Source organism: Prevotella sp. P4-51 (assembly GCF_002251455.1).
GTDB lineage: Bacteria > Bacteroidota > Bacteroidia > Bacteroidales > Bacteroidaceae > Prevotella.
Genome location: NZ_NPJM01000035.1, coordinates 13692 through 35278, shown reverse-complemented (window position 1 = coordinate 35278; position 21587 = coordinate 13692). Strand labels below are relative to the sequence as shown.

Here is a 21587-nt window from a genome sequence, read left to right as displayed (position 1 = left end):
AACATCTAACACGGCGTAAGAGCGCAGCGACGATGCGCCAACGGAGCGACGCGGGTTGCAACAGCGGCTGCCATGCGATTTATGACCACCCTATGGCAATAAAACCACACCGCGGGCGTTATATCTATATACATTACTATATATATAGACTATGACACCAACAACTGTTGACGCCCCAAAGCCCAAGAGGCTCCTCTTTGTATGTCTCGGCAACATCTGCCGATCGCCCGCCGCCCATGCCGTGATGGAAGCGATGGTAGCCGAAGCCGGTCTGGACGACCAGATTGAGGTCGACTCGTGTGGCGTCGGCGACTGGCATGTGGGGCAGCTGCCCGACAGCCGTATGCGCCGCCACGGAGCCCGCCGCGGCTACCGTGTAGACCATCATGCCCGCCAGTTCTCGGCAGCCGACTTCGACCGCTTCGACTATATCATCGTGATGGACGAGGGCAACTACCGCGCCATCAGCGCCAAGGCGCGCACCCAGGCCCAGGCCGACCGCATCCTACGCATGAGCGACTACCTCGACGCCGACTGCGGCTACGACTCCGTGCCCGACCCCTACTATGGCGGCGACCGCGACTTCGAACTGGCACTCGACCTCATCGAGCAGGGCTGCCGCCGTCTGCTCAACCAACTCCAACGACAACTGTAACCCCCAAAACCATACCCGATCATGCTAAAACGTATCATGCAGCTTACTGCCGCCGCGCTCCTTACCCTCGCCGCCGGCACCGATGCCACCGCCCAGACCCTGAAGTTTGACGCCCGTGGCGAGTTCAAGATAGTCCAGTTTACCGACCTCCACTACCAGAGCCGCAACCCACGCTCTGCCACCGCCTTGGAGTGCATCGACGCCGTGGTCGGCGCCGAGCGTCCCGACCTGGTGGTCTTCACCGGCGACAACATCTACGCGCGTCCTGCCGACACCGCCATGACGCACATCGTAGACCGCATCGAGCGCCACGGCGTGCCATACGTCATCCTCTTCGGCAACCACGACCACGAGCAGGGCATGACCCGCGCCCAGCTCTACGACATCATCCGGCACGGACGCCACTGTCTACAGCCCGACCGTGGCAGCGTAGAGTCGCCCGATTATGTGCTCGAGATTGCCGACAGCAAGAGCGCCGCCCCCGCAGCCCTACTCTACTGCCTCGACTCTCACAGCTACCCCGCCACCAAGCGCCTCGGCACCTACGCCTGGCTCACACTCGACCAGGTGCAGTGGTATCGCGAGCGCAGCCGTGCCTACACCGCTGCCAACGGCGGGCGCCCGCTCCCAGCCATCTCCTTCTTCCACATCCCTCTGCCCGAGTTTGCCCAAGCCGCCGCCACCGAGGCCAACGTGCTGATAGGCACCCGTATGGAGAAATCGTGCCCGCCGCTGCTCAATAGCGGCATGTTCTGCGCCATGCGCGAGGGAGGCGACGTGATGGGCATCTTCTGCGGTCACGACCACGACAACGACTACACCACCCTCTACCACGACATTCTGTTGGGCTACGGCCGCTTCTCGGGCGGCAACACCGAGTACAACCATCTGCCCGTGGGCGCACGCGTCATCGTGCTCTACGAGGGCCAGCGCCGCTTTGACACCTGGATACGCACCCTCAAGGGCGACCGCCAGAACGTCACCGTCTATCCCGACAGCTATGTCAAGGACGACTGGCGCAAGCGCCCCGTGAAAGAGAAGCGATAGAAAGTATTTTTCTAAGCCAAAAATAAGTTACTGAATTATTCTGTATTAAGCTTCTATCTTTTATCAACGTAATTATGTACGTAAAGACGTAATAGATTGCTGGTAAGATACAGAGGATGTGGAATCAATATAAGGAACAAGGATGAATATGACAGAGAATAAAATTGTTGCAAATAATGGTTCGTCCATCGTCCTATATACGACTGATGATGGCAATACCCAACTTGAAGTAAAGTTGGAAAAGGATACCGTGTGGCTTACACAAAACCAAATGGCTGAATTATTCGGAAGAGATCGTACGGTAATAATGCGCCATATAAGAAACATTTTCAAGGAATGTGAATTGGATGAAAATATCACATGTGCAAAATTTGCACATATGGGTGCTGACCAAGATCAAACCTATAGATGCCTATTTTATCTTTTATAAAAGACATTATTGGCATAAAATTATCGTCTATAAAAGACAAAACATACAAAAAGAATTCTGTCGGAGAGTAATCATAACTATTAGTCTATACTTCAACTTGACGATGCACACTCTATCAACTGGATGATAAAACAGGAAACGTGATTTTGCCATCAGAAAAGGAATGTCATAAATAGCAGCAATCTCCAGAACATATACATAGGCTCTAATTACGACCTGATAATCATCATTTACTATCAGCTGAATCCATATTGAGCAAATCCTAATCGGGTTGGATACCAAGAGAGGAATCCAACCCGATTAGGATTTACTTTTATGCGGTATGTGACCCAGATAATAATTAACACAAAGATTCCAATATCCCTTCAGCGGTCTCCCGCCTTGAGGTCATCGTTGTGTATACCGTGGCTTGCGCGCTTGGTAGCCGACTGGCGGAGCGTGCCGAAGCGGTACATAACTGTCAGACCGAAATACTGGCGCTTCACCTGGTTATCCCTTTGCGTATAGAAGTTGGTGCCGTAGGTGGTGGTGCTACGTGTCATCCAACTGCGGGCAAACTCGGTTGCCATGAGCGACAAGGTGAGCCTCTTGTCTTTGAGGAAAGAGCGGGTAAGTCCGATGTTATAGGTCAACATTGAATTGTTGTTGCCCTGCAACATCACACTGCGGCTGCTGTATGCCACTCTGCCCATGAGTCTCAGGTCACCAGGCAGTCTCACCAAGGTGCTGCCGCTGAGCGAGGTCTGCCATCCGTGGTTGCGCAGTTGGCGCGCGGGATCAGAGAGGTCCAGATAAGACAGGTTGGAATTGATGGTCCAGCTGATGCGGCTGTTCATATTCCATCTAAGATACACATCGAGAGCCGTGCGCTGGGTGCGGCCTATATTCATATAGGTGCTGTAGAGCGCGCCCGGGGCTGCATAGTGCTTGCCTTCGTCAAAGTATTCGCCCCCGTCGCCTATGATACGGCTCACCTGCTCGATGCCGTTGTCGAGACGACGGTATCCGAGCGACATGTTGAGGTTCAGCCGGCGGGTGAAGTTGCCATAGGTGATGCCGAAGTTGTGGCTGCGCTCGGCATCGAGCTTTCCGTTGCCCTGGGTGATGCGCTGCGGGTTGAGGTCATTGAAGTAGGGGTTCAGATAATAGATGCTGGGGCGCGACAGGCGCATGCCATATTCGAGGCGCAGCGACTGGTGGGGTCCTACCTTGAAGTTGACCTTCATCGAGGGCACCAGATAGGCATAGTGTCCGCTATAATCGGCGTCGGCACCCATAGCTCCCGAGAGGTAGCGTATGTCCTGGTAGGTGTATTCGTAGCGCAGACCGGGCATGAGGGAGACAGCCGCGCTGTGGTAAGTATAACTGAGATAGGCAGCCAGAATGTCGTTGCGGTTCTTGTAGTGGTTGCTGCGCTGGTCGTTGTAGGCAAAGTCGCCGACAACAATGCGGGCATCGTAGATGTCATTGGTGCTCTCGTTGTTGCGCACGATGTATTTGAGTCCGGTCTCTATGGTGTTGTGTTTGTCTATGGGCGTGGTATAGTCGGCCTGGAGGGTGTGCTCTACGCTCTTGTTGTCGGCGTCGGTGCGGTTGGCATAGAGCTGCAGTTCCTCTATTATGTTAGAAGGCGTATTGTAGACTATCTCATCGTACTGGGTGTTGTTCTTAATCCACTGTGGATTGGTGCTTATCTGGTATGACAGCGTGGTAAGTCGCTGCTTGTTGTATCGCCCTGTACGCTGATAGTCTATGCCCGCCGTTCCATTGAGAAACGACTCCTTCGCCAAGCTGCTGCGCAGATATGAGTAGGCGAGCTGCGAGCGGTCGCGGTTCCACATCTCGGTGCTGCCCCATACGGGCAGCCGCTGCTGGCTTCCCATCCCCGACAGCGAGAGGGTGAGCAGTTGGAGAGTATCTATCTCGTAACTGGCATTGATGTTGGCAAACTCCGTGCTGCCTCTGCTCTTATGACTGCTGGCGGTCTGCTGGTAAGCGCGGGAGTCCGAGGCGTAGTTGTAGGTATGGCTGGTGTTGCTTCCGGTGGGTGTGAGTATGCGGTTATAGTTCATATATCCGTCTATCGAGAAACGGCCTATCTTGGTAGTGGTCGAGAGTCCGGTGACGAAGCCCATGTTGTTGACTGCCCCGTTGAGGTTGGTAAGGTGGCCTTCGTAGCGGCGCTGCATCACGATGTTGATGATGCCGCCTATTCCCTCGGCGTCGTATTTGGCTCCCGGCGAGGTGATGACCTCTATGCTCTTGATGAGTTCGGCGGGCAGCGAGCGCAGGATTTCCTTGGGGTGGCGTGTCACGGCGGTGCGGCGCCCGTTTTGCAGGATGAGGAAGTTGGTGGTGCCATTCATCTTGATATTGCCCATGCCGTCGACATCGAGCAGAGGCACCTTGTTGAGTATCTCCGAGGTCATCATGTATTTGGCGTCAGGGTCGGAAGCCACATCGTATGTCAGCTTGTCCACATCCATGGTCACGAGGGGTTTCTGGGCGAGCACCTGTACCTCGTCGAGCAGCCGGGCGTCGTCTGCGAGCAGAATATCGCCCAGGTCGATAAGCGTGTCGGCAGGCGTCATGGTCAGTTTCACCTGTGCCGCCTTCTTGCCCAGTACCGAGGCGGTGAGGATGTATCGGGCGTCGGTGGCAGGGAGCGTCAGCGAGAAGACTCCGCCCGTGTCGGTCACGCCTTTCTTGAACGCCACTTTAGGCTGCGACTGCTTTGCCACGATGATGGTGGCTGCCAGCTCGGGCTCGTGGGTAGCCTTGTCGCGTATGGTTCCGGTCACCTGGCACGTGGGCGACTTGGTGTCCTGCGCCATTGTCTGCATCGTAGCCAGCATGGTCACCATTAGGGTGAGCGCCATACAGCGTAGTGCATAGACTGTGTTTCTGAGTGTTAGACTTACCATAGTAGTATCCTTCCTTATATTAGGTGCTGTAAATGTATCTAAAAAATCAATACCCTCCACTTCCTGTTTGTAACATTTAACAGAAACAGGGTGTATATCATGTGTTTTTGAGTTATTTAACGTGCGTATAGCCATAATCTATGTTTCTTTTGACCTCTTATTTATCACTTCGTGTTTTTTTTGGCATTGTCTTCGACTTGCACTATCTTTCCATAAGATAGGCGGCGCCTCAACAATGCCAATTGAAAAAAACTTCGGTTTTTTCTTGGCATTGTCTTCGACTTGCACTATCTTTCCATAAGATAGGCGGCACCTCGGCCATTAAGCGAGCTTATGGCACTCGGGTTTGCACTATCTTTGCAAAAGATAGGCTACGGGCAGGAAGCATAAATCAAAAAACAAGTTTGTTGCTTTGCCCTCCGCCTCGTGTCTCTACCAATACCTGTACCAGTACACATTATTATATATATAACATTAACCAATTTATCAACAAAAACACTTATGGTAAATAGATTTATCCTTAACGAAGTGTCTTACTTCGGTCCCGGTGCTCGCAAGGAGCTGCCTGGAGTAGTTGCCCGACTGGGTTTCACCAAAGCATTGGTAGTAACAGACAAGGGTCTGATGAAGTTTGGCGTTGCCAAGATGGTGCTCGACGTGCTCGACGAGGCTAACATTCCTTACGCTGTGTATGACGACGTAAAACCCAACCCCACTGTGACCAACGTGAAGATGGGTGTAGAAGCCCTCAAGGCTGCCCAGGCCGATTTCATCGTGGCTATCGGTGGCGGTAGTGCCATGGACACCGCTAAGGGTATCGGTATTGTAAGCAACAACCCCGAATTTGCCGACGTGGTATCGCTCGAAGGCGTGGCCGACACCAAGAAGAAGACCGTGCCTATCATCGCCCTGCCCACCACAGCAGGTACTGCTGCCGAGACGACCATCAACTACGTAATCATCGACGAAACCAAGCAGAAGAAGATGGTCTGCGTAGACCCCAACGACATTCCCTGTGTGGCTATCGTTGATGCCGAGCTGATGTACTCGCTCCCCAAGAGCCTCACCGCCGCTACCGGTATGGACGCTATGACCCACGCCATCGAAGGTCTAATCACCAAGGGTGCCTGGGAACTGAGCGATATGTTTGAAATCAAAGCCATCAATATGATTCACCGCTACCTGCCCGTAGCCGTAGAAGACCCCACCAACCCCGAGGGCCGCAACGGTATGGCCGTAGCCCAGTATGTGGCTGGTATGGCTTTCTCTAACGTAGGTCTGGGTGTAGACCACGGCATGGCTCACCCCATGTCGGCTCTGCACGATGTGCCCCACGGTGTGGCTTGTGCCATCCTGTTGCCTACAGTAATGCGTTTCAACGCTCCTGCCGCTCTCGACAAGTATGTAGACATCGCCAAGGCGCTCGATGTATACACTCCGGGTATGACCAAGGAAGAGGCTGCCGACGCTGCATGCACCGAGATTGAGAACCTGAGCCGCCGCGTGGGCATCCCCGCCCATCTGTCTGACCTGGGTATCACCGAGGCCGACATCGACGCACTCGCCGACCAGGCTATCGCCGACGTATGTACTCCGGGCAACCCCCGCGAGGTGACACGCGACGACATTGTGGCCCTCTACAAGAGCATCTTGTAATACAAGACACTTATAATCTTCAAGGTTTACGGCATCTGTCTCCATGGCAGATGCCGTATTTTTTTGCTGGGTCAACAGGGATAAAGCATCAACGGCAACACCAGTAGCTCTGGAGGCTCTGGTGTTGCCGTTGGCTATGCGTATCGGTGCCGACAGCCGAGGCTTATGCCGCGAGGGCTCGCCGGCAGCCGCAGCTGGACTGTCAAAGAGGCAAGGCACTTGCTCCGTCCTTGAACTCAGCGAAGAAGGGACGGTAGTTGCCCTCGGGATTGTGGGGACGGTGGGCGTTGTGGTCGTCGATGATGGCAAAGGTGATGTAGCGGAACTTCTGGTAGAACTCTGGTTCTGAGAGCACCTCGTGGAAGAGTCGCGCCACATGGGCAGGCGGATTGCAGAAGGCTCCGCAGCCCAAAGCGCCCAGCACAAGGGCATCGTGATGATGCGCAAGTCCTATGCGCAGGATGGTACGTATCTTGTCGCAGATGGCAGACACATGGTGGGGCGCTATCAGTCCGTCGGGGGTGAGGTCGGGGCGGTTCTTGCCTGCCACAGAGATGAAGTCCATGCTCACAGGCTCTGCCATGAGGCGGTAGCCCTGGTCTTCGCTCTCACGGAAGATGGTGGCACCGGGAGTATAGATGCCGCCAAAGTGACTGTCGAGGGGATAGTGATGGGACGAAGGCGGCAGGCCATAGACCTTGGCAAGCGGCGAGAAACGGTAGAGCGAACGATAGATGTCGGTACGGCGGAAGAGCGTCTCCTCCTGGGCAGCGGCACCATTGTCTACCCCACCGCCGGGATGGTGGCGGTTGGCCATATTGAGCACGGCGGGGGTATAGCCGTCGGCCTTGAGGCGCATGGCCACGGCGAGGCAGTCGTCGTTGACCACCTCGATGCAGGTCTCGTCAGCAGTGGGCGCATCGGTCTCTATCTCGTGGTCATAGTAGACCGTGGCATTCATCATCTCCGCTCCGTCGCCAAGCTCCACGCGCTTGCCGTCCTCGGTGGTGTAGTAGCCCTGGGTCACCAGGTCGATGGTGTTGCGATAGACCTTGGTGCGCAGACCCTTAATCTGGTAGTATGCCTCACGGTCGCCGTTCTTCATACACCCCTTGAGGTGGCGGTAAGACTGGAGGAAGTCGGTCTCGGCCTGCCATCCGTGGTCGGGAGTGCAGGTGGCGTGGATGACGTCTACAAAGTCCTTGGGCAGTATCACGTTCTCCATGTCTATGGCTGCGGCAAAGAGGGGCGCTATCTCGCTGACGGGGAGTCCGGCTATGCCACAGGCTATGCGGGTGACCAGGAAGGTGAGCTCGCTGTGCTCGGCGGCAAAGGCAATAAACTGGTCTACATAAGGCTTGATGGTCTCGGCACCTCCCTGCATGGTGGGTATGGCATAGCTCTGTCCCTGCAGGCCTACGCCCTGGCCCCATACGGCTCCGAAGGCGTCGAGGGCGGTGCGGGCTGCGCCTCCACCATGAAAACCAGAAAGATTGCTGCCAAAAACAAAAATCTCATTATCTGCAAGTCGGGTAATGAAATGTGGGGTAAATCTGCGATTGTACATAATCAAGTCCTCCTTAATCTTTAATCACCACAAAGCTACTAAAAAATAATGAGTATCAAAACGATAATCACTTTTTTTTTGTAATTTTGCAGCCTGTAGCAAGAACAGATTATCCTATGACCAAACGCCATCCACTCCTTCCACATTATTATAAAGACTGCATCGAAGCGGGCTGCGACGAGGCTGGCCGTGGCTGCCTTGCCGGCAGTGTCTATGCCGCTGCGGTGATACTGCCAGCCGACTATGACAACCCCGACCTCAACGATTCGAAGCAGATGAGCCACAGCCGTAGGTATGCACTGCGCCAGCAGATTATGGACGACGCCGTGGCCTGGGCTGTGGGCGTGGTCACCCCGGAGGAAATAGACCAAATCAACATCCTCAACGCCAGCATCCTGGCTATGCACCGCGCCCTGGACCAGCTCGGCGTGAGACCCGAAGCCGTCATCGTCGACGGCAACCGCTTCAAGCCCTACGGCGATCTGCCCTACACCACCATCGTCAAGGGCGACGGCAAATACCAGGCCATCGCCGCAGCAAGCATCCTGGCCAAGACCTTCCGCGACGACTATATGGACGCCCTCGACGACGAGTGCCCGCAGTATGGCTGGCGACGCAACAAGGGCTACCCCACCCGCGAGCACCGCGAGGCCATACGCCAGCACGGCATCACCCCCTATCACCGTCGCAGTTACAACCTCACCGGACAGGAACTGCCCCTACCATTCGATGATTAGCCCCTCGGAGAGGCCAATTACTGACAAAATGCACGATATTGGGTAAAATATCGTGCATTTTGTTTGCCAGTATCAATAGAAAAGCGTAATTTTGTTGAGTTAATCGTAACCAACACTTTTACAAGATATGGAGAAAGTAGATAAACTGGATAAAAAGATACTGGGTATCTTATCCACCAACGCCCGTATGCCTTTCAAGGATGTGGCAGCCGAGTGCGGCGTGTCGCGTGCAGCCGTTCACCAGCGCGTACAGCATCTGATAGACAACGGAGTGATTACCGGCAGCGGTTTCTATGTCAACCCCAAGAGTCTGGGCTATACCACCTGCACCTACGTGGGCATCAACCTCGAGCGCGGAAGCATGTACAAGGAGGTAGTGTCGCGCCTGCTCTGCATACCCGAGATTGTGGAGTGTCACTTCACCACTGGCTCATACACCATGTTGCTGAAACTCTACGCCCGCGACAACGAGCAACTCATGGACCTGCTCAACAACAAGCTGCAGACCATCCCCGGCGTGGTGTCGACAGAGACTCTCATCTCGCTCGAGCAGAGCATCAAGCGCGAGATAACCATCCAACCCGACGAGGTCTGACCCGACAGTCCCGACACTGGTGCCACAGCCACAGTAAGTATTTGTTTATGCCTATCTGATAATAATGGAACATTTCGATTTGGAGGCCCATCTCCAGAAGATATATACTGCCTATCCCGAGGGTGAAAGCCGTCCGGTGATAGGCATTACTGCAAATTATAGTCAGGGCGACGCCACGCTGCGCGACCGCTACTACCGCCAGGTAGAGGCTGCCGGCGGCATTCCCGTCATCATCCCGCCCATCGCCGACCGCCATATCCTCGCGGGAACGCTGGACCGCATCGACGGACTGCTGCTCACGGGTGGCGGAGACTACAACCCGCTCTGGACGGGCGAAGAGCCGCAGCCGCAGCTGGGCAACATCAACGCCGAGCGCGACCTGCCCGAACTGCTCATCACCCGCCTGGCGTTCAACCGCCAGCTACCCATGCTCGGCATCTGCCGCGGCATGCAGACACTCGCCATCGCCCTCGGCGGAAGTGTGGCGCAGCATGCCGAGATGCAGCTCAAGCACTCGCAAGACGCCGACCGACAGGAGCCCACCCACTCGGTGACCATCGGGAGGGGCTCGATGCTCAGCGCCATCTACGCTGAAGAGCGTATATATGTCAACTCGTTCCACCACCAGGCGGTGACAGCCGGCGGACCCCACATGACCGTCACGGCGACAGCGGCCGACGGAGTGGTAGAGGCCATAGAGAGCAGCGAGCAGAAAGGCATCATCGGCGTGCAGTGGCATCCCGAATGGCTCGGAGCCGACGGACTGCCGCTATTCCAATGGCTCACCCGCCGGGCAAGCCTCTTCGCCGAAGCCAAGAACGTACACCGACGTACCCTCACCCTCGACTCCCACTGCGACACGCCCATGTTCTTCCCGCAAGGGGTGGACTTCGGCACCCGCGACCCTCGCATCCTCGTAGACCTGCACAAGATGACAGACGGACGGCTCGACGCCACCACCATGGTGGCGTATCTGCCCCAACCCAAGCCCGGACAGAACTTTGCCGAGATAGCCCCGCTGCCTGCCGGTTCGCCCCATGAGTATGCCGACATGATATTCGACCGCATCGACGAAATCCTCGGCGCCCATCCCGACGCCGTACGCCGCGCCAGAAACCCGCAAGAACTGTGGCAGAACAAGCAAGACGGGGTGAAATCTATCATGACGGGTATCGAAAACGGTCTCGCCATCGAGCACGACCTCAGCCATCTGCGCCACTTTGCCCACCGTGGCATCGTCTATGTCACCCTCTGCCACAACGGCGACAACGATATCTGCGACTCTGCCCGCGGCACAGCCACCCATGGCGGCGTGAGCCCCTGGGGAGCAGAGGTGATAGCCGAGATGAACCGCCTGGGGCTTATGGTCGACCTCTCCCACGCTGCCGAGACCAGCTTCTACGACGCCCTCGACCTCAGCGCCACGCCCATCGTGTGCAGCCACAGCAACTGCAAGGCCCTCTGCGACGTGCCGCGCAACCTGACCGACGACCAGCTGCGTGCCCTCGCCCGCAAGGGTGGCGTGGCACAGATTACGCTGTACCACGGATTTCTGCGCAACGAGGCCGAAGCCACCATCACCGACGCCGTAGCCCATCTGCAACACGCCATCGACGTGATGGGCATAGACCACGTGGGCATAGGCACCGACTTCGACGGCGACGGTGGAGTGAGAGGCATAGCCGATGCCTCAGAGGCGATACTCTTCACCGAGCAGCTGCTCGCCAAGCACTTCAGCCGCGAAGACATCGCCAAGATATGGGGCGGCAACTGGCTGCGCGTGATGAACCAAGTACAACAATACAACAAAGGACAATGATGACCAGAAAAATGAAGATGATAATAGGAGGAGCGACCGCCGCCGTGGTGGTTGCCATCGCTGCCGTCGGCATGAACACCGGATGGGGACATGCCGACAGCATAGACATGGAAGAAAGTATGGACAAGATAGACCCCGTGGGTCCCGCGTTCAGCGCCGACAGTGCCTACGCCTTCACCCAGGCCCAGTGTGACTTTGGCCCAAGAGCCATGAACACCGAGGGCCATGACCGCTGCGCGCAGTGGATAGAGAAGAAGTTTGAAGAGTATGGCTGCCAGCTGGAGATACAGCAAGCCGACGTGACGGGATATGACGGCACCACGCTCAAATGCCGCAACATCATAGCCCGGTCGCATCCCGAGCGCTCCACACGCATCATGCTCTGCGCCCACTGGGACAGCCGCCCTTGGGCAGACAATGATCCCGACTCCACCAATTGGCGCAAGCCCATCCTCGCTGCCAACGACGCCGCCAGCGGTGTGGCTGTGATGCTCGAGGTGGCTCGCCTCATCCACCGCGACACCACCCTCAACATCGGAGTAGACTTCGTGTGCTTCGACGCCGAAGACTGGGGCACCCCGCAGTGGATCAACAGCGGCGACAGCGAGAGTACATGGGCGCTGGGTGCCCAGCACTTCGCCAGCCATCTCCCCGACGGCTTCGAGGTGCGCTACGCCATCCTGCTCGACATGGTAGGCGGCGAGGGAGCACGCTTCTACAAGGAGGGAATGTCAATGCAGTTTGCGCCGGAGATAGTCAAGAAGGTATGGCGGGCAGCCCGCAAGGCCGGCTATGGCAACTTCTTCCCCCGTCAGGAGGGAGGTATGGTCACCGACGACCACATCCCACTCAACCAGACGGCACGTATACCCACGATAGACATCATCCCCTTCTACCCCGACTGCGCCCAGAGCAGTTTCGGACCCACGTGGCACACGCTGAACGACAACATGGAGCACATCAGCCGCAACACCCTCAAAGCCGTGGGACAGACGATGATTCAGGTCATCTACACCGAAGAGTAAACTATCATCCACCTAAATCTATCCATTATGTTAGGAGCTATCATTGGCGACATCGTAGGGTCGCGATTCGAGTTTGAAAATGTGGCTACACCGGGCTTCAAGCTCTTCAGCCCCGACTGCAGCTACACCGATGACACCATCTGCACCATCGCCATAGCCGATGCGGCGATGAACCATCGGGAGTACAAGGACGCACTGGTAGACTGGTGCAGCCGCTATCCCGACCCCATGGGAGGCTATGGAGGGAGGTTCCTGAAGTGGCTGCAGAGCGCCGACCATCTGCCCCAGGCCTCGTATGGCAACGGTTCGGCGATGCGGGTGAGCCCGATAGGATGGCTCTACGACGACTTCCACCAGATGCAGGACGAGGCGATGAAGACGGCGCTGCCCAGCCACTGCCACAGGGAAGGCATACGCGGAGCACAGTGTGTGGCTACGCTCATCTACTGGCTGCGCACGGTGCGCATCACCAAAGATGAGGTGATAGGCACCGTCAAGCAGACTTTCGGCTACGACATCCCCGACCTCAAGGAGGTCTACAGACTCGGCAACGAGGGCCACTTCGACGCCACCTGCCAGGAGACGGTGCCGGCGGCCATCAGCTGTTTTCTCGACAGCAACAACTTCGAAGACGCCATACGCACAGCCATCCTCGCCCAGGGCGACACCGACACCAAGGGTGCCATCTGCGGCAGCATAGCCGAAGCCTACTACGAGATACCCGAAGAGATGATTACCAAAGCCTATGAATACCTGCCCGCAGATATGCTCGAAATAGTCGACCAGTTCTATACCACGCTGCAGGGCCACATCAAGCGATAAAACGCCATGGGCACCATCCGTCAAGATGGTGCCCATGGCATTATTGATAGCATAAGATTTTCTGAAGCAATGCGTGGCGGCGTCAGATTTGCCCGCTCTCTACCTGGCGCACGATGCGCTCGGTGAAACGGTCTACTCCCTCAGGCTCGTAGCCCTTGCGCAGACTGGCTCCGAAGACCCAGGCAAAGGCCTGATAGACGCCAGCGCGGGTGGGACCAAAGAACGACTGGATAAGATTGTAGGACGACGAGTTGCACTCACGGTAAATCAGTTTGATGAGCAGTTTGCCCTGCTGGTAGGTAAGCCGCTTCATGCGGGGAGTATACTCGGCCTTGATGCCCTTCTCCACGAGTTTCAGGTGGCGGTCGCGCGCTTCCTTGTTGGGCAATGTCTGCAGATAGTCATAGGTCTCGAGGATGATACCACGACATTCCTTGGCTATAGGCAGCACCTTTTTCACGTTATAGACCAGTCTGTTGTACGCCATCATCTGCCGCTCGTTCTTGAAGACGGGCTTGGGATATACATAGATGTTATTGAGCTCGACATACTGCACCGAGTCGCGGCCCAGCAGCACCTTGCCCACCTTGACCATAGGCACAAAGGTGGGGTTGTCCATGTCCACCTGTCGGTCTTCAGGATTTATGCCCGCCCGCTTAGCGGTCTGAGCGTCAGCAGTTATCGCCGCCACCATCAGGCACACCATACCTATGATACGATACATCTTCATCATGACCGCAAAAGTAGTGATATTTATCCGAAGTCTCAAAAAAATTGTGTTATAATTTGCTGTCCGGCTGCAAAAAGTCGCGCCAACGGCAGCCATCATCCTGCTGCGCCCATCTCTGGTCGCCATTCCTTCCCAGACTCTCATCGCCATCAGCCGGCTTGTCGCGGCGACGGTAAGGGAGGACAACAAAAATCCCCGAGTCAGGGTAGGATTCTCATCCTTCGCCTTCCTCGGGGACTCTTGGGTCTCAGTGAGGTTAGTCTGCCTCTCTTCCTATGTCATCCATGATGCCTGACCGGCAGCGTCGCCTCCTGTGTCATCATTCGCCGTTATTGGCGTCCTGGCTGTTCTCTGCCGTCTCTGCCTCGTCATGGCTGTACTCGCCCATCTGATTGATGGATGCAAGTTGGCTCAATCGGGCATTGATACTGCCACCAGTGGCTCGCGCCCGCAACTTGTAACCGGTGATATGGGTGCGGGCATTAAATTCCTCCTTGGTGTTGGCAGGCTTGCTCTCAATTCCTACCGAGAAGATGGCAAGGTTGTCGAGCTTCACGGCATTGCCCTCGAGCACAAGTTCCTTGATACATCCCACCATATCGTTCAGCACACCGCAGATTACACCTTTGGAGTAAGGGGTGCCATGGTCAGACATGTGAGCGGCCAATTCGTCAAGGTCCATAGTGCCGTCGAGATTCATGTGGGCATACCAGTTGCCCTTGTGCTGCGCATTGCTGCGATTGTCTTGATACAATTTGTACTTCAACATAATGATTGATTTTTGTTAGTTTGACATTGTGTTTGTGTGTTCGCTTGTTGTCATCCGTTCCGGTACTTTTGACAATGCAAAGGTAGTCACGCACTTCGTCGATACCAAATCTGCGCACGCCATAACCTGCAAAATTCTGTTAACAGCCACCGCCATTCCTGCCAACTTTAGTTAACGCCATCGCCACAGTCATCTCTAACGCCCTGTAGTACACCCCTTCCGAGCCCGTCGCCATCTCCACCGCCGTCACGACCGCTTTCACCCCCATCTGGGCCACCATTACACCTATTATTATATATAGGGGCTGACAGGAGACCATCATCCGATGACACCAACCTAAAGACGGGAAGCACAAGGATAGACACAATAAACCCCGAAGATACGACCATCAGTGTCGCGTTCTTCGGGGCCTTTATCCGTATGGCTTTACTTCTGCACAAACACCTTACGCGTAGTGCCGTCGCTTAGTTTTTCTATATTGATTCCGTTCACAGGGGCAGAAACACGCTGCACGTCGGGAGTATAGCGCTCTACGACTTTGACGTCGCGCTTGCCGTCAACGCCAACGATTTCTGTCGTGCTGCCATTGGAGAGAATGAGTTGCACGCAAGCGGCATAAGGGAACTTGGCGCTACTCACCGTATAGATGCCACGACCATAGGCTGCATTGAGGGTACCCAGTACCAGATATCCGTTGGCCGTATCAGTGGTCTTGCCCAGGAAGATAGGTTTGTCGGCATTAGTACCAGTGGCCGACTGGGTATAACCATATCCGAAGAGAATGTCCTTGGGCTCCTTGGGAATGACATAAGTCTGTGTACATCCCACCTCATTGAGCACGATGCCATTGGTGGCATTGGTCACATCATAACTCTCGATGTTTCCACCAGCTACAGTATGTTATCCATCAGTACGGCGCTCCATCGCTATGATACTGGGAACGGAGCCCAAGTCTGAAGCCACTATAAATGCGATACCCACAATGCTATAATCGGCATAGGGTTTGAGTTTATCGGCGGTGATACGACCAAAGACCGCATTAGAGCCAGGAGCTTCGGGGAAGCCGTCGGCGCCAAAGGGAACATCGGCGCCATTGACGAAGAGATACTCCAACGGAACCTTTGTACCGCCCTCGCCCTCAGCCTTGCACATAGGTGCCGCCACGGAAATCTGAGCTGCAGATAGAGAATGGTCAATCGTCCCGTTGCCCGAAACGACATGCACGGGTTGCCCCTTGAGCGACTCGTAGACGGTCTGCGCATTGGCTGTCAATGATACCAATGTGATTAATACCAACGTAAGTAGATGTTTTTTCATATAGATGAGTTTTAATGAATAATCTTGCATCTTTGTTGCAGGCAAGTGCCCAAAAACGGGCATTTTTCAGCGTAAAGATACACAAATAATGCGTAAACGTTGGAAAAATCATGAAAAATATTGCGCCACTCAAAAAAAATAAGGAAAAAACGATACATATTATAAATATATCCATTACCTTTGTGGCAAATTAATGTTACAACACGCCTTCTGAGCCATCCTGTATCTATGCTATGCACCCTGACTAAGAGGTATGTTAACCACGGAGAGAGATAATTAACTTACATAATACATGCTTATGCAACACAATTTTCACCTTTTGGGTATGGTGGCAGCCAGCATTCTCGCTGTTGCACCTACCGATGCGTTTGCCCAGGCCAAAGCAGGCGAACAGACTCCAGTAACCGTCAATGTGACTACTGCTGGAACCCTCAACACACTGGTCACCTCTGACCAGAAGTTTACCACAACCTCACTTGTCGTCAAGGGCGACCTCAACGGAGCCGACATACTGTTTCTCCGCGAGATGGCTGGCAGTGACAAGAAGGGCGTAGCCACCGAAGGCAAACTCGAAGTGCTCGACCTGACCGAAGCCAACTTTGTGGCTGGCGGCGGAGACTACTACGACAAGAGCTTCACCGAGAAGGGCTCACCCGCCGATGCCACTGTAGGCTCCTACTGCTTTGCCGGTACCATATTAAAAGAGGTAAAACTGCCCAACTCTGTTACCAAGATTAAGGACAGTGCCTTCGAGAAGTGCGCCGCTCTTACCAGTGTTACCTTCTCCAAGGATGTGACAGAGGTTGGCGCCAGCGCTTTCAGCGGATGCACCTCACTCAAATCATTCGAGTTCCCCAAGGTCAAGATAGTTTCTGCCTACGTTCTTTCTGGCTGTACCGCTCTGACCAAGGTTGTCATCCCCGAGACCGTGACCGACCTCAAGGGCTACATCTTCAAGAACTGCTCTGCTCTCACCGAGATTCACATCGCTGCTGCCAACGTTCCCTCGATAGGTTATTCTACCTTCAGCGGCATCACCCAGAGTGACATCACCCTGTATGTACCCGACGAGAGTCTGAAGAAGTATCAGGACGACTATACCTGCAAATTGTTCAAGGAAGTAAAGAAGGAGTCAGAGTATGATCCCACCGTCAATCCTGGAGAGCCCGGTACTACCGAGGTAGTACGCTCTGTAGAACTCACCGCAGCTGGCACACTCTCTACGACCATCGATGCAGCTGAGAAACTCACCATCACTTCGCTTACCATCAAGGGCGACATCAACGGCGACGACCTGCTCTACATCCGCGAGATGGCTGGCCGCGACATCAAGAGCGACCCCACCAGCGGCAAGCTCGAAATACTCGACCTGACCGACGCCAACTTCGTAGCCGGAGGTGGCAACTTCTATGAGAAAGACAAGTGGAACAAAGCTGCCGCTGCAGAGAACACCGTGCAGAGCCACTGCTTTGAAATGACCACACTGAAGGAAATCAAGCTGCCCAAGTCGCTGCGCGCCATCAAGAGCGAGTCGTTCAAGCAGTCCAACAAGCTGACCGCCATCACCATACCCGAAGAGGTTACCGAGGTGGGCGACAACGCATTCGAAGGCTGCTCGTCACTCGTCACTTTCGACTTCCCCAAAGTAACAAAGATTGCCGGCTCAGTACTCGCCAACTGTACTGCACTGACCAAGATAACCATCCCCGCTACTGTTACCGAACTGAGCTTCGGCATGTTCAGCGGCTGTTCATCAGTTACCGAGATACATATCGCTGCTACCACTCTGCCCAACAAGGGCTATCAGCCATTCAACGGCATCGACCAGCGAAACATCACTCTCTATGTGCCCGCAGGCTGTGCAGATATGTATAAGGCCGATACCGACTGGAGTCTCTTCAAGGAAATCAAGGAAGAGGGTGGCACCACCACTCCCGAGACTGGTGTCAAGACCATCGATGTCAAGACCGCCGGTACCCTGTCTACTCTCGTAGGCGCAGACAAGTTCAACCTGACCGAAATCAAGGTTACTGGCGACATCAACAGTTCCGACATTCTCTGCCTCCGCGAGATGGCTGGACGTGACAAGATGAATGTTGAGACATCGGGCAAGCTCGTCAGCCTCGACCTCTCTGGTGCCAACATTGTGGCAGGTGGAGACAGCTACTACAAAAACTCTACCACCAATCTCGAGTTCACTACTACCGCCAATATCATCAGCGAGTATATGTTTGACCACTGCAAGCTGGAGTCTTTCGTATTCCCCGCTACAGCTACAGCCATCGAGGGTGGAGCATTCGGTTCTTGCTACAACCTCAAGGGCACTCTGACTATCCCCGACAACATCACCCGCATCGGTAACTATGCTTTCGAGGCTTGCGTGTCTCTTGAGCACGTCGTGCTGCCTGCCGCTCTGAAGTATGAGAGCTTCTCCAAGCCAGAACTCGGATCCAATGTATTCTCTGGCTGCCATGCCCTGAAGGACATCGTCATCCCCGAAGGTGTGACCCGTATCAGAACCAACGCCTTCAGAGACTGCTTCGAACTTACCAAGGTGACCCTCCCCACAACAGTGACCTACATCGACGGCGACGTATTCAAAGGCTGCAAGAAGCTGGCCCACATCTTCGCCAAGAGAGAAAAGGCACCAACAGCCAACTATGGTACTTTCGAAGACGGCATCTATCCCACATGTACAGTGCATGTTCCTGCTGGCTCAGTCGACAACTACAGGGGCGCGTCCTACTGGGAGGATTTCACCAATATCGTAGAAGGCACCGTTGATGGCATCGGCAATATCGAAGCAGGACATACATCCAAGGTTGCCGACGGCATCTACACCCTGAACGGTGTCAAGGTGTCTGAAAGCAATCTGGCTCCTGGCATCTACATCGTAAGAAAGAACGGTGTAAGCATGAAGTTTGTCAAGAGATAAACCAACCAACAATACATCAAAGGATGCGTCACTCAAGTTGTGGCGCATCCTTTTTCACTTTAACTCAACAACAATTATAAAACAGACCCTCTTACTCCTCATGGCCTTTATCTTCACCGGTCTTTCTGCATTTGCCGATGAAGACACACGCAAAGACCCCGAGCTCTCGTTCTACAGTTCTTCTGTCGGCATCCTCGCCGGCACGGCTCTCGAAGCCCCATTGCGTAACCCCCACGGACTCATGCCCATAGTCTACACCTCATCAGACAAGTCCATCTGCCAGGTGGATGAGAGTGGTAAGATAAGCACGGCGCTGGTCGAAGCCACTACCGTAGTGACGGTGACCGCCTCGTTTGCCGGCAACGACGAATACCGCCCCGGCACAGCCACCCTCGAGGTAGGCATCATTCCCCGCTCTCCGCTCAAGATTCCCGAGATGACTCCTATGGGCGGCACCTTTGACCACGCCGTAGAGGTACAGGTCACCACCGATGACGCTGCCGCCACGGAGATATGGTACTCCACCGTGGCCAAGAGCGCCGAAGAGTTCAAGAACAGCGACACCAACACCAGTTACATGATAACTGGACAGACCGGAACCATCCGTATCGACCGCTCCTGCAAGCTCTATGTGATGACGCGCGGCAGAGGCACCAAGAGCCCCGTGATAGAAGCCGACTTCACCATCAGCATGCCGCTCAAGGCCGACTTCACTACCGACAAGTCGGTGATGGCAGACTACGCCCAGTATTTCGAGTCCAGCAAGGACCTCGCCGACTGGACGGTACCCAGCGAGTGGCACATAGACGATATGAAGTTCGGCGAGGTCAGAGACGGCGACAAGAAATCAATCGCCATTACCTACGCAGCCGGAGACGGCGCCGCACCGCTCACCTCGCCCGTTTTCGACATCAAAGAGGGGCAACGTCTGGAATTCTACGCTTACTTCAAGACCAAAAATTTGAACTGGGCGCCATGGACGATTGACGTTACCGATTTTACCACAGGACAGACAACCACCCTGTTTAACATCTATCGCTGGACGTTGGAAAACAACTTTGTCTCCGACGACATCATGCAGTGGAAGAAGATAGACATAGACCTCGCCGCCTATGCTTGACACAAAGGGCATCTACGACGTCACCCTTACCATCAGTCGCAAGAGCGAGAAGGATGTGAAGGAAATCAAGCAGTTTGTCGAAATCATCGGTAAGGCACCCACCTCAGCCTTTGCCATCACCTCCGACACCTACACCACTGCAGCCGACATGGCATTTGTTCCCGCCGGAGTACCCGTACAGTTCACCGACAAGAGGGAGGGGGCGCCCACCTCTTGGGAATGGAAGTTCACCAGCGACAGCGAGACCTTGACCAGCACCGAGCAGAACCCCACCGTTACCTTTACCAAGGAAGGTCGCTATGATGTGACTCTCACCACTGCCAATGCCATCGGCTCCAATCAGGCATACAAGGCGGAGTGCCTGCAGGTTGGCGGCGAAATGATGATATGGAACATCACCGAGCAGGAGATAGACAATCTCAAACCCATCAGCTACGACAGCTTTGGCTTCTATGCTGGCAGCAATATGTTCGGCCTCGACCGCTTTGCCGAGAAATATCCTGCACCATTGGCCGATGCTACCGTGAAGACCGTCGACGCCTACTTCGCCTCAACCAAGACTCGTGAACCCGACGCCGCCATCGAGCTGGCGATATACGATATGGCTGCCGATGGCGGACCTGGCAAGGTGCTCGCCAAGACATCGCTCAAAGCAAGCGAGCTCAAGAGCAATGCCTCCGAATACGTACAGACCACCTTCGAGTTTGCCGAACCTGTAGCCATCGCAAAAGGCAAACCTTTCTTCGTGGCCATTGGCCCATTCCCCTATCAGGGTGTCAGCAGCTATGAGGACCAGATAGCCCTCTACTGCGTGACCCGCAACCAGGGAGGACTCTGCGCCACATGGGATCTGGCACAGTATTCGGACCGATGGATAGCCAACGTCTCAGGCTATTGCTCTATGGCGATGGGCCCAGTGGTCAACTACACATCTGTAGCCAACGGCATAGACAATACTGTAGCCCCCGGCAACACCAAGCATGAGATAAGGGCCATCTATAACCTCTGCGGCCAACAGGTGACTACTCCCGAAAGCCACCAGATTTACATCGTGCGCTATTCCGACGGCACAAGTCGCAAGATTATGTGGAAATAAAGAAAAATAGCAGATTGACATTGTCCGCCTAACCGTCGCGGACATAACCATGATTAGGGCTGGAATTCTCGCAAGAGGACTCCAGCCCTTTCTCTTTTCCTCATTGCCACTGCGGCACTAAGACATATCCTACATCACCCCCGCTATCTTCACCTCATTCACCCTTACACCTATAATTATATATAAGGGCTGTCACATGGCTGTCTTACGGTCGTCCCCCACCCGTCCAGGAGGCATGGAGATGGTGAAGAGTTGGCTGTCTGGCATCTCGTTGCCTGCCGTCGATTAGAAATCTTTAATGCTGGATGATAGGGTTCTAATTGTGATTGTTTCCTGTGCTTGC

The 21587-nt window shown here is 54.8% G+C and carries 18 protein-coding genes and 1 pseudogene; 12 read left to right on the top strand and 7 right to left on the bottom strand.

What is annotated here, in order from left to right:
- The first annotated feature begins 151 nt into the window (after positions 1-151).
- From CIK94_RS04285 to CIK94_RS04275, 3 genes are all read left to right on the top strand, one after another.
- On the top strand, positions 152-655 hold the full coding sequence (locus CIK94_RS04285; RefSeq protein ID WP_094421497.1) for a low molecular weight protein-tyrosine-phosphatase: 504 nt from the start codon (positions 152-154) through the stop codon (positions 653-655).
- Positions 656-676: 21 nt separating this feature from the next.
- On the top strand, positions 677-1702 hold the full coding sequence (locus CIK94_RS04280) for a metallophosphoesterase family protein (protein WP_254046133.1): 1026 nt from the start codon (positions 677-679) through the stop codon (positions 1700-1702).
- A gap of 148 nt (positions 1703-1850) precedes the next feature.
- The gene (locus tag CIK94_RS04275; protein WP_144008289.1) at positions 1851-2132 is read left to right on the top strand and encodes a cell filamentation protein Fic; all 282 of its coding nucleotides are present in this window, start codon (positions 1851-1853) and stop codon (positions 2130-2132) included.
- Between the two features lie 365 nt (positions 2133-2497).
- Here CIK94_RS04275 and CIK94_RS04270 read toward each other — a convergent pair whose 3' ends face one another.
- Positions 2498-5056, bottom strand: coding sequence for an outer membrane beta-barrel family protein (locus tag CIK94_RS04270; RefSeq protein ID WP_158216508.1), 2559 nt, complete (start codon positions 5054-5056; stop codon positions 2498-2500).
- 501 nt (positions 5057-5557) lie between these two features.
- On the opposite strand from CIK94_RS04270, the gene fucO reads away from it, so the two are divergent.
- Positions 5558-6712 (top strand): lactaldehyde reductase, encoded by a 1155-nt coding sequence (gene fucO, locus CIK94_RS04265; protein ID WP_094421490.1) that lies wholly within the window; start codon positions 5558-5560, stop codon positions 6710-6712.
- A gap of 202 nt (positions 6713-6914) precedes the next feature.
- Here the strand turns inward: fucO and CIK94_RS14340 are convergent, their stop codons facing one another.
- Together CIK94_RS14340 and CIK94_RS14725 are read right to left on the bottom strand one after the other, a co-directional pair.
- Positions 6915-7817 (bottom strand): TIGR02452 family protein, encoded by a 903-nt coding sequence (locus CIK94_RS14340; RefSeq protein ID WP_254046134.1) that lies wholly within the window; start codon positions 7815-7817, stop codon positions 6915-6917.
- Positions 7818-7895: 78 nt separating this feature from the next.
- Positions 7896-8279: pseudogene (locus CIK94_RS14725) on the bottom strand (hypothetical protein); the annotation flags it as partial.
- Between the two features lie 116 nt (positions 8280-8395).
- Here CIK94_RS14725 and CIK94_RS04255 point away from each other — a divergent pair.
- The 5 genes from CIK94_RS04255 (at position 8396) to CIK94_RS04235 (ending at position 13277) form a co-directional block, all read left to right on the top strand.
- Positions 8396-9016: a ribonuclease HII gene (locus CIK94_RS04255; RefSeq protein WP_022310569.1), complete on the top strand. Its 621-nt coding sequence runs from the start codon at positions 8396-8398 to the stop codon at positions 9014-9016.
- A gap of 127 nt (positions 9017-9143) precedes the next feature.
- Complete coding sequence (locus CIK94_RS04250) at positions 9144-9611, top strand: Lrp/AsnC family transcriptional regulator (RefSeq protein ID WP_094385224.1); 468 nt, start codon at positions 9144-9146, stop codon at positions 9609-9611.
- 64 nt (positions 9612-9675) lie between these two features.
- Complete coding sequence (locus tag CIK94_RS04245; RefSeq protein WP_094421488.1) at positions 9676-11430, top strand: membrane dipeptidase; 1755 nt, start codon at positions 9676-9678, stop codon at positions 11428-11430.
- Complete coding sequence (locus CIK94_RS04240; RefSeq protein WP_094387850.1) at positions 11430-12455, top strand: M28 family peptidase; 1026 nt, start codon at positions 11430-11432, stop codon at positions 12453-12455. The genes CIK94_RS04245 and CIK94_RS04240 overlap by 1 nt, the downstream gene beginning before the upstream one ends.
- Positions 12456-12482: 27 nt before the next feature.
- On the top strand, positions 12483-13277 hold the full coding sequence (locus CIK94_RS04235) for an ADP-ribosylglycohydrolase family protein (protein WP_094387842.1): 795 nt from the start codon (positions 12483-12485) through the stop codon (positions 13275-13277).
- An 82-nt stretch (positions 13278-13359) separates the two neighbouring features.
- On the opposite strand, the gene CIK94_RS04230 is transcribed toward CIK94_RS04235, so the two are convergent.
- From CIK94_RS04230 to CIK94_RS04210, 4 genes are all read right to left on the bottom strand, one after another.
- On the bottom strand, positions 13360-13983 hold the full coding sequence (locus CIK94_RS04230; RefSeq protein ID WP_371591335.1) for a DUF4294 domain-containing protein: 624 nt from the start codon (positions 13981-13983) through the stop codon (positions 13360-13362).
- 343 nt (positions 13984-14326) lie between these two features.
- Complete coding sequence (locus CIK94_RS04225) at positions 14327-14776, bottom strand: hypothetical protein (RefSeq protein WP_094421486.1); 450 nt, start codon at positions 14774-14776, stop codon at positions 14327-14329.
- Positions 14777-15202: 426 nt separating this feature from the next.
- Positions 15203-15640 carry a hypothetical protein gene (locus CIK94_RS04215; RefSeq protein WP_094421484.1) on the bottom strand — a complete coding sequence of 146 codons (438 nt, stop codon included), beginning with the start codon at positions 15638-15640 and terminating at the stop codon, positions 15203-15205.
- A gap of 36 nt (positions 15641-15676) precedes the next feature.
- The gene (locus CIK94_RS04210) at positions 15677-16093 is read right to left on the bottom strand and encodes a hypothetical protein (protein WP_144008076.1); all 417 of its coding nucleotides are present in this window, start codon (positions 16091-16093) and stop codon (positions 15677-15679) included.
- 298 nt (positions 16094-16391) lie between these two features.
- On the opposite strand from CIK94_RS04210, the gene CIK94_RS04205 reads away from it, so the two are divergent.
- The 3 genes from CIK94_RS04205 to CIK94_RS04195 all read left to right on the top strand — a co-directional run bounded on the left by CIK94_RS04205 (position 16392) and on the right by CIK94_RS04195 (position 21244).
- Positions 16392-19028, top strand: a complete 2637-nt coding sequence (locus tag CIK94_RS04205; RefSeq protein ID WP_158216506.1) for a leucine-rich repeat domain-containing protein — start codon at positions 16392-16394, stop codon at positions 19026-19028.
- A gap of 100 nt (positions 19029-19128) precedes the next feature.
- Positions 19129-20148 carry a hypothetical protein gene (locus tag CIK94_RS04200; protein ID WP_094421479.1) on the top strand — a complete coding sequence of 340 codons (1020 nt, stop codon included), beginning with the start codon at positions 19129-19131 and terminating at the stop codon, positions 20146-20148.
- Positions 20141-21244, top strand: coding sequence for a PKD domain-containing protein (locus tag CIK94_RS04195; RefSeq protein ID WP_094421477.1), 1104 nt, complete (start codon positions 20141-20143; stop codon positions 21242-21244). Before CIK94_RS04200 ends, CIK94_RS04195 begins: the two co-directional genes overlap by 8 nt.
- Positions 21245-21587: the final 343 nt, after the last annotated feature.